Source organism: Pseudomonas sp. GM79 (assembly GCF_000282495.1).
Lineage (GTDB): Bacteria > Pseudomonadota > Gammaproteobacteria > Pseudomonadales > Pseudomonadaceae > Aquipseudomonas.
On the sequence record NZ_AKJE01000057.1, the window covers coordinates 49,028 to 56,343 of the forward strand.

Annotated in this window: 6 protein-coding genes; 4 read left to right on the forward strand and 2 right to left on the reverse strand. The window is 59.5% G+C overall.

What is annotated here, in order from left to right:
* Positions 1–92 precede the first annotated feature (92 nt).
* The 3 genes from dbpA (at position 93) to yccS (ending at position 5,216) form a co-directional block, all read left to right on the forward strand.
* Positions 93–1,430 carry an ATP-dependent RNA helicase DbpA gene (dbpA, locus tag PMI36_RS13145; protein WP_238542572.1) on the forward strand — a complete coding sequence of 446 codons (1,338 nt, stop codon included), beginning with the start codon at positions 93–95 and terminating at the stop codon, positions 1,428–1,430.
* A 159-nt stretch (positions 1,431–1,589) separates the two neighbouring features.
* Entirely contained in the window at positions 1,590–2,768 is a 1,179-nt protein-coding gene (locus PMI36_RS13140; RefSeq protein WP_008072550.1) for an NAD(P)/FAD-dependent oxidoreductase, read from the forward strand.
* Positions 2,769–3,032: 264 nt separating this feature from the next.
* A complete protein-coding gene (gene yccS, locus PMI36_RS13135) occupies positions 3,033–5,216 on the forward strand; it encodes a YccS family putative transporter (protein ID WP_008072551.1) in 2,184 nt (727 codons plus the stop codon).
* 150 nt (positions 5,217–5,366) lie between these two features.
* On the opposite strand, the gene PMI36_RS13130 is transcribed toward yccS, so the two are convergent.
* Entirely contained in the window at positions 5,367–6,104 is a 738-nt protein-coding gene (locus PMI36_RS13130) for a substrate-binding periplasmic protein (protein ID WP_008072552.1), read from the reverse strand.
* A 259-nt stretch (positions 6,105–6,363) separates the two neighbouring features.
* Between PMI36_RS13130 and PMI36_RS13125 the strand changes: the two genes are divergently transcribed.
* The gene (locus PMI36_RS13125; protein WP_008072553.1) at positions 6,364–6,816 is read left to right on the forward strand and encodes a GNAT family N-acetyltransferase; all 453 of its coding nucleotides are present in this window, start codon (positions 6,364–6,366) and stop codon (positions 6,814–6,816) included.
* 126 nt (positions 6,817–6,942) lie between these two features.
* On the opposite strand, the gene PMI36_RS13120 is transcribed toward PMI36_RS13125, so the two are convergent.
* Positions 6,943–7,239, reverse strand: coding sequence for a winged helix-turn-helix domain-containing protein (locus tag PMI36_RS13120; RefSeq protein ID WP_007894945.1), 297 nt, complete (start codon positions 7,237–7,239; stop codon positions 6,943–6,945).
* Positions 7,240–7,316 lie beyond the last annotated feature (77 nt).

Consider the following 7,316-nt stretch of genomic DNA (forward strand, 5'->3'; position numbering starts at 1 on the left):
GAGACTGATACACTGCGCGACATTTTGTTTTGCAGGCCAGTCCCGTGACCACCATCGCCACCGCTTTTAATACTTTGCCGCTGTCCGCCGCCATGCTGGCTAACCTCGACTCCCTCGGTTATGCCCAGATGACGCCGATCCAGGCGCAAAGCTTGCCGGTGATCCTCAAGGGGATGGACCTGATCGCCCAGGCCAAGACCGGCAGCGGCAAGACCGCCGCCTTCGGTATCGGCCTGCTGAACCCGATCAATCCGCGCTTCTTCGGTTGCCAGGCGCTGGTCATTTGCCCGACTCGCGAGCTGGCTGACCAGGTCGCCAAGGAAATCCGTCGTCTGGCCCGCGCCGAAGACAACATCAAGGTCCTGACCCTGTGTGGCGGCGTGTCCTTCGGCCCGCAGATCGGCTCCCTGGAGCACGGCGCGCACATCATCGTCGGCACCCCGGGGCGTATCCAGCAGCACCTGCGCAAGGGTTCGCTGGTGCTCCATGGCCTGAACACGCTGATCCTCGACGAAGCTGACCGCATGCTCGACATGGGTTTCTACGATTCCATCGAAGAAATCATCGCCCAGACCCCGGAGCGCCGCCAGACCCTGCTGTTCTCCGCCACGTACCCGGTGGGCATCAAGCAACTGGCGTCGAAATTCATGCGCACCCCTCAGATCGTGAAGGCCGAGGCGTTCCACGACGATACGCAGATCGAGCAACGCTTCTACGAGATCTCCCCGGAAGAGCGTATGGACGCGGTGGTCAAAGTCCTCGCGCATTTCCGCCCAGCTTCCTGCGTGGCCTTCTGCTTCACCAAGCAGCAGGTTCAGGAAACCGTTGATCACCTGACCTCCAAAGGCATCTCCGCCGTCGGTCTGCAGGGTGACCTGGAACAGCGTGACCGCGATCAGGTATTGGCGATGTTCGCCAACCGCAGTACTTCGGTACTGGTCGCCACCGATGTTGCCGCGCGCGGCCTGGACATCGATATGCTGGACATGGTGATCAACGTCGAACTGGCCCGTGACTCGGAAATCCACATCCACCGTGTCGGCCGTACTGGCCGCGCCGGGGAGAAAGGCATCGCGATCAGCCTGGTCGCCCCGTCCGAAGCCCACCGCGCCCAAGCCATCGAGCAACTGCAGAAGTCGCCGTTGAGCTGGGATCAACTGAGCAACCTCAAATCCCAGGGCGGCGCACCGCTGTTGCCTGTGATGAGCACGCTGTGCATTGGTGCAGGCCGAAAAGACAAGGTCCGTCCGGGCGACATTCTCGGCGCACTGACCGGCGATGCCGGCATCCCGGGTGCCCAGGTCGGCAAGATTGCGATTTTCGACTTCCAGGCTTATGTGGCCGTGGAGCGCGGGATCGCCAAGCAAGCCTTGCAGCGCCTGAACGACGGTAAAATCAAAGGCCGCTCGCTGCGCGTGCGCATTTTGTAAGCGATCGTCTGGCTGACAAAGATCAAATGTGGGAGCGGGCTTGCTCGCGAAAGCGGACTGACAGACAACATCTATGTTGAATGTACTGACCCCTTCGCGAGCAAGCCCGCTCCCACATTGGTTTGCCGATGAATTTAAAATTTGTGTGAGGACACCGTTTTGCGCTCTACCGAAGTCGTGATCATTGGCGCTGGCGCCGCAGGGTTGATGTGTGCGCTGACCGCCGCCGGGCGCGGGCGCAAGGTGATGTTGCTTGACCATGCGAACAAGGCCGGCAAGAAAATCCTCATGTCAGGCGGTGGCCGCTGCAATTTCACCAACATGTACACCGAACCGGGCAATTTTCTCTCGCAGAACGAGCACTTCTGCAAATCCGCGCTGGCGCGCTACACCCAGTGGGATTTCATCGGTCTGGTGGCCAAACACGGCGTGCCGTACCACGAGAAGAAACTCGGCCAGTTGTTCTGCGATAACAAATCCAGCGACATCCTCGAAATGCTGCTCGAGGAATGCAATCAGGTCGGCGTCAGCCTGCACCTGGACACCTCGATTCAGACCATAGAGAAGCTTGAAAGCGGTTATCTGCTGGATACCACGCTGGGCCAGATCACGTGTGAATCCCTGGTGATCGCCACGGGCGGTTTGTCGATTCCGACCCTCGGTGCCACCGGTTTCGGTTATCAAGTGGCCAAACAGTTCGGTCATGACCTGCTGCCGACCCGCGCCGGCCTCGTGCCGTTCACCATCACCGATCAGCTCAAGGAGCTTTGCACCGAGCTGTCCGGTACGTCGGTGGATTGCCTGGTGAGCTGCAACGACCAGAGTTTCCGCGAAAACATCCTGTTCACTCACCGCGGCCTCAGTGGGCCGGCGATCTTGCAGATTTCGTCGTTCTGGGAATCCGGCGACACGGTGGAAATCAATCTGATGCCGGATCACGACGTGCCGACCTGGCTGCAACAGCAGCAGGCCGAACGTCCCAACAGCGAGTTGAAAACCCTGCTCGGTGAAATCTTCACCAAGAAGATGGCCAATCTGCTGGCGGACAACTGGTTCGCCTCCAAACCGATGAAGCAGTACACCCACGCCGAACTGGCAGGCATCGCCGAAAAACTGGCGAACTGGAAAGTCGTGCCGGCCGGCACTGAAGGCTACCGCACTGCCGAAGTGACCCTGGGCGGCGTCGACACGCGCGAAGTGTCGTCCAAGACCATGGAATCGCTGAAGAGCCCAGGGCTGTATTTCATCGGTGAAGTGCTCGACGTTACCGGGCACTTGGGTGGTTTCAACTTTCAGTGGGCCTGGGCTTCAGGCTACGCCGCCGCGCAGTACGCCTAACTAACGGGTGTACACAAATTAAATGTGGGAGCGGGCTTGCTCGCGAAGGCGGCCTGACAGTCAACATAGATGTTGAATGTACCGACCTCTTCGCGAGCAAACCCGCTCCCACAGGTTTCTCTGCCAACCACAAAATTTGTGATCGGCAACAGATACCTCGTACTCCAAGGAACAGATTTTGCTGTCAGATGTGATCGGCGCCATTGCGTCGGCGTCATTAGTGGCTCAATTTAGCGTCATTGCCTCGGAAGGCCTTCGCACTTCATGTCATCGACCACATTTCGGCAGTCTCTGCGCCGCCTCTGGGCGCTGGATAAGTTCAGCTACAGCGTGCGGGTATTCATCGCCCTGACCGGCAGCATGGCGCTGTGTTGGTATCAAGATGAAATGGGGCTGCTGATCCCGTTGTTCCTGGGGATCATCGCCAGCGCCCTGGCTGAAACCGACGACAGTTGGCAAGGTCGCCTCAACGCGCTCGCAGTGACGCTGGTGTGTTTCATGGTCGCGGCCCTGTCCGTCGAACTGCTCTTCCCCTACCCCGTCCTTTTTATCATCGCCTTCGCCCTGGCCAGCTTCTGCCTGACCATGCTCGGTGCGCTGGGCGAACGGTATGGCGCGATTGCTTCGGCAACACTGATTCTGTCGGTCTACACCATGATCGGCGTGGACCAGCGCGGTGGCGCGGTCACTGATTTCTGGCACGAACCGGTGCTGCTGGTGGCCGGTGCGGCCTGGTACGGCTTGCTCTCGGTGCTGTGGCAGGCGCTGTTTTCCAACCAGCCGGTGCAGCAAAGCCTGGCGCGGTTGTTCCGCGAACTGGGTTATTACCTGAAGCTGAAATCGTCGCTATTCGAACCGATCCGGCAGATGGACGTGCAAGCGCAGCGCCTGGAACTGGCCCAGCAGAATGGTCGGGTGGTGGCAGCCCTGAACGCCGCCAAGGAAATCATTCTGCACCGGGTCGGCGACGGTCGGCCGGGGGTGAAAGTCAGCCGTTATCTGAAGCTGTACTTCCTCGCCCAGGACATCCACGAGCGCGCCAGTTCCTCGCACTACCCCTACAACGCGCTGGCCGAAGCGTTCTTCCACAGCGACGTGCTGTTCCGCTGTCAGCGCCTGCTGCGCCAGCAAGGCAAGGCTTGCCGCGCATTGGCCGAATCGATCCAGATGCGCCAGCCGTTCACCTACGACGCAAGCTTCGCCGAGGCCCTGAGCGACCTGCACGCGTCCCTCGAACACCTGCGTATCCAGAGCAATCCGGCCTGGCGCGGTCTGCTGCGTTCGTTGCGAGCGCTGGCCGCCAACCTTGGCACACTCGACCGTCTGCTCAGCGACGCCAGCAATCCCGATGCGCTCGCAGACGCCACCGACAGCAGCTTGCTCGACCGTTCGCCACGCAGCCTCAAGGATGTCTGGATACGCTTGCGCACGCAGCTGACGCCGACCTCACTGCTGTTCCGCCATGCCCTGCGCCTGCCCCTGGCATTGAGCATCGGCTACGGCATGGTGCATTTGATCCACCCGTCGCAAGGCTACTGGATCATCCTCACCACGCTGTTTGTCTGTCAGCCAAACTACGGCGCCACCCGCCGCAAACTCGGGCAGCGGATTATCGGCACCGCCATCGGCCTGACTGTGGCTTGGGCGTTGTTCGATCTGTTTCCGAATCCGTTGGTGCAATCGTGCTTCGCCATCGTTGCCGGGGTCGTGTTCTTTACCAACCGCACCACCCGCTACACCCTGGCGACTGCCGCGATCACGCTCATGGTGCTGTTCTGCTTCAACCAGGTGGGCGATGGTTATGGACTGCTTCTGCCGCGACTGTTCGATACCTTGCTCGGCAGTCTGATTGCTGGGCTGGCAGTGTTCCTGTTCCTGCCGGACTGGCAAGGTCGACGCCTGAACAAAGTGCTGGCCAACACCCTCACCTGCAACAGCATTTACCTGCGCCAGATCATGCAGCAATACGCCGCCGGCAAAAGCGACGACCTGGCTTATCGCCTGGCCCGGCGCAACGCGCACAACGCCGATGCCGCGTTGTCGACGACGCTGGCCAATATGCTGATGGAGCCGGGGCACTTTCGTAAGGAAGCGGACGTCGGGTTTCGTTTCCTGGTGCTGTCGCATACCTTGCTCAGCTATTTGTCGGGGCTGGGGGCACACCGCGAAACCCAACTACCAACGGAGGTGCGCGAGCATTTGATCGACGGCGCCGGCGTGAGCCTGGCTGCCAGCCTCGACGAAATCGCCCAAGGCCTGGCGAGCAAACAGCCGATTGCGATTCAGAGTGATGAGGAAGAAGCGCTGGCCAATGGGCTGGAACAAATGCCGGATGAGATCGACGAAGGGCAGCGGTTGGTGCAGACGCAACTGGCGTTGATTTGCCGGCAGCTGGGGCCGTTGCGGACGTTGGCGGCGCATTTGATCAAGGATACGAGCGAGGCTTGAGATTTTTAGTGACCGGGCCGGCCTCTTCGCGAGCAAGCCCGCTCCCACATTTGATCTGTGGTGTTCACAAAATAAATGTTCACCGCAGATCTAATGTGGGAGCGGGCTTGCTCGCGAAGGCGTCATCGGCCACACCACAATACCCGGCACTTACATCCCATGCTGCTTGAGCAATTTCTCATAACTCCCATCAGCCTTCATCGCCGCAATCTCACGGTCGAACCCGGCAACGATCTGTTCATGCTGCGGGTTCTTCAGGCTCACCAGAATATGCAGGCTGTTCTCGCTCAACGGCTTGGGCAAAAACTCCACGGCATTGCGCACTTTGGATGACTCCCGAGAAAGGTAATACCGAGCGACAAACTCGTCTTCCAGCGTCAGCTTGACCCGGTCGGCCGCGACCATGCGCACGGCCATGGCGAAGCTATGCACCGGTACTTTCTGCAACGACACATCGTCATCGAACTCGTGCGAATAGGCATAACCACGTACCACCGCTATCGGGAAGGTATGCAGTTGTTGCAAGTTGTTGAATTCGATCGGCGTGTCTTTGCGCTTGAGAAAGCGCACGCGATTGAGCAGGTACTCGCCGGAAAACTGCCCCAGCTTCGTGCGCTCATCGGTGTACCAAGCGTTGACCAGCACGTCGTAACGCCCCTCGCCCACCCCAAACAAGGCTCGTGCCCATGGCACCTGTTCGAAATTACTGGCATAACCGGCCCGGGCCAGAGCAGTACTGACAATGTCCGTGGCCAGTCCGCCATTGACCAGCGTGGCGTCGGTAAAGGGTGGCCAGGCATCGGCTACCAGACGCAGTTTTTGCGCTGCCGCACTCTGTGTCAGCAACAGCAATCCAATCAAAGCAAACGCTCGATGCAATCGCGGCATGCCAGAAAATCCTTAGCGGGCGGGCTGCCCGACGTGTTTTTCAGCCAAAACTCCAAGGCCCCTTTAGCGGCGAAACCCAGGTCCTAACATTAGCTTATCGACGACATTGCACAGCGCTGCATCGCAGATTACACAAAGAAGACAATCTCGCGAGAAATGAATGATGGCATTTTGGCCCTTGTCACAGATTTCGTTGCCATAAAGACATCCCGCCTCAGGACGCTTAGTATCGGAGCAACGTTGTTCAAGGAATCTGAAGATGACAATCGATTGGGTCTGCAAGCACCACAGCGATCTGGGTAAAGAGCAGCTGTATGCCCTTCTGCAGCTGCGCGCCGAAGTGTTCGTCGTCGAACAGAAATGCGTCTATCAGGACATCGATGGTCAGGACCTGGAAGGTGACACCTGCCATTTGATGGGCTGGGACGGGGATCGTCTGGTGGCTTACCTGCGCTTGCTCGACCCGGAGCTACAGGGCGGTGACGTGGTGATTGGCCGGGTGATCATTGCTCCCGCTGCACGCGGCACCGGGCTTGGGCATGAATTAATGAGCCAGGCGTTGAAACAGGCCGCCAAACGCTGGCCCGAAGTGCCGGTCTACCTCTCGGCCCAGGCGCATTTGCAGGGGTACTACGGGCGGTACGGGTTTGTGGTGGTGGGTGAGGAATACCTGGAGGATGACATTCCGCACATAGGGATGCGTCGTTCCTGAGGGCCTCTTCGCGAGCAAGCCCGCTCCCACATTTGATCTGCGATATGCACCTATTTTGTATTCACGGGCGATCCAGGGTGGGAGCGGGCTTGCTCGCGAAGGCGTCAGCCGCAACCCCACAAAATCTCAGGGATATTCCAACACCGCTTTGATCTGCCGCAGATTACGCTCGATCCACCCCCGATCAATCGCCCCCCACTCGCGAATCCGATAGCGCCCCGCATGGTTGCGCGCGCCTTCTTCCTGCTCGAATTCACAAACGATATCCAGATCCGCCAATGCCGCGATGGTGTCCTGGGCCGTGCGCCGAGGCATGCCGGTGACTTCAGTCAACGCCGGGACGCTGCTGGCCAATCCGCTATCGATCAGGTACGCCACGTACAACCGGCGGTAGAAGCTGCTTTTGGTCTTGCTCACGTCCATCCATGCGCTCCTTATTAGAAGATCAAAAGATCGCAGCCTTCGGCAGCGCCCGCAGGCGCGTAGGAGCTGCCGAAGGC

Bases quoted from the DNA above. Each gene is read 5' to 3' on its own strand.
- PMI36_RS13125 (WP_008072553.1), top strand. From the start codon at position 6,364: ATGACAATCGATTGGGTCTGCAAGCACCACAGCGATCTGGGTAAAGAG.
- yccS (WP_008072551.1), top strand. From the start codon at position 3,033: ATGTCATCGACCACATTTCGGCAGTCTCTGCGCCGCCTCTGGGCGCTG.
- PMI36_RS13130 (WP_008072552.1), bottom strand. From the start codon at position 6,104: ATGCCGCGATTGCATCGAGCGTTTGCTTTGATTGGATTGCTGTTGCTG.
- dbpA (WP_238542572.1), top strand. From the start codon at position 93: ATGCTGGCTAACCTCGACTCCCTCGGTTATGCCCAGATGACGCCGATC.
- PMI36_RS13120 (WP_007894945.1), bottom strand. From the start codon at position 7,239: ATGGACGTGAGCAAGACCAAAAGCAGCTTCTACCGCCGGTTGTACGTG.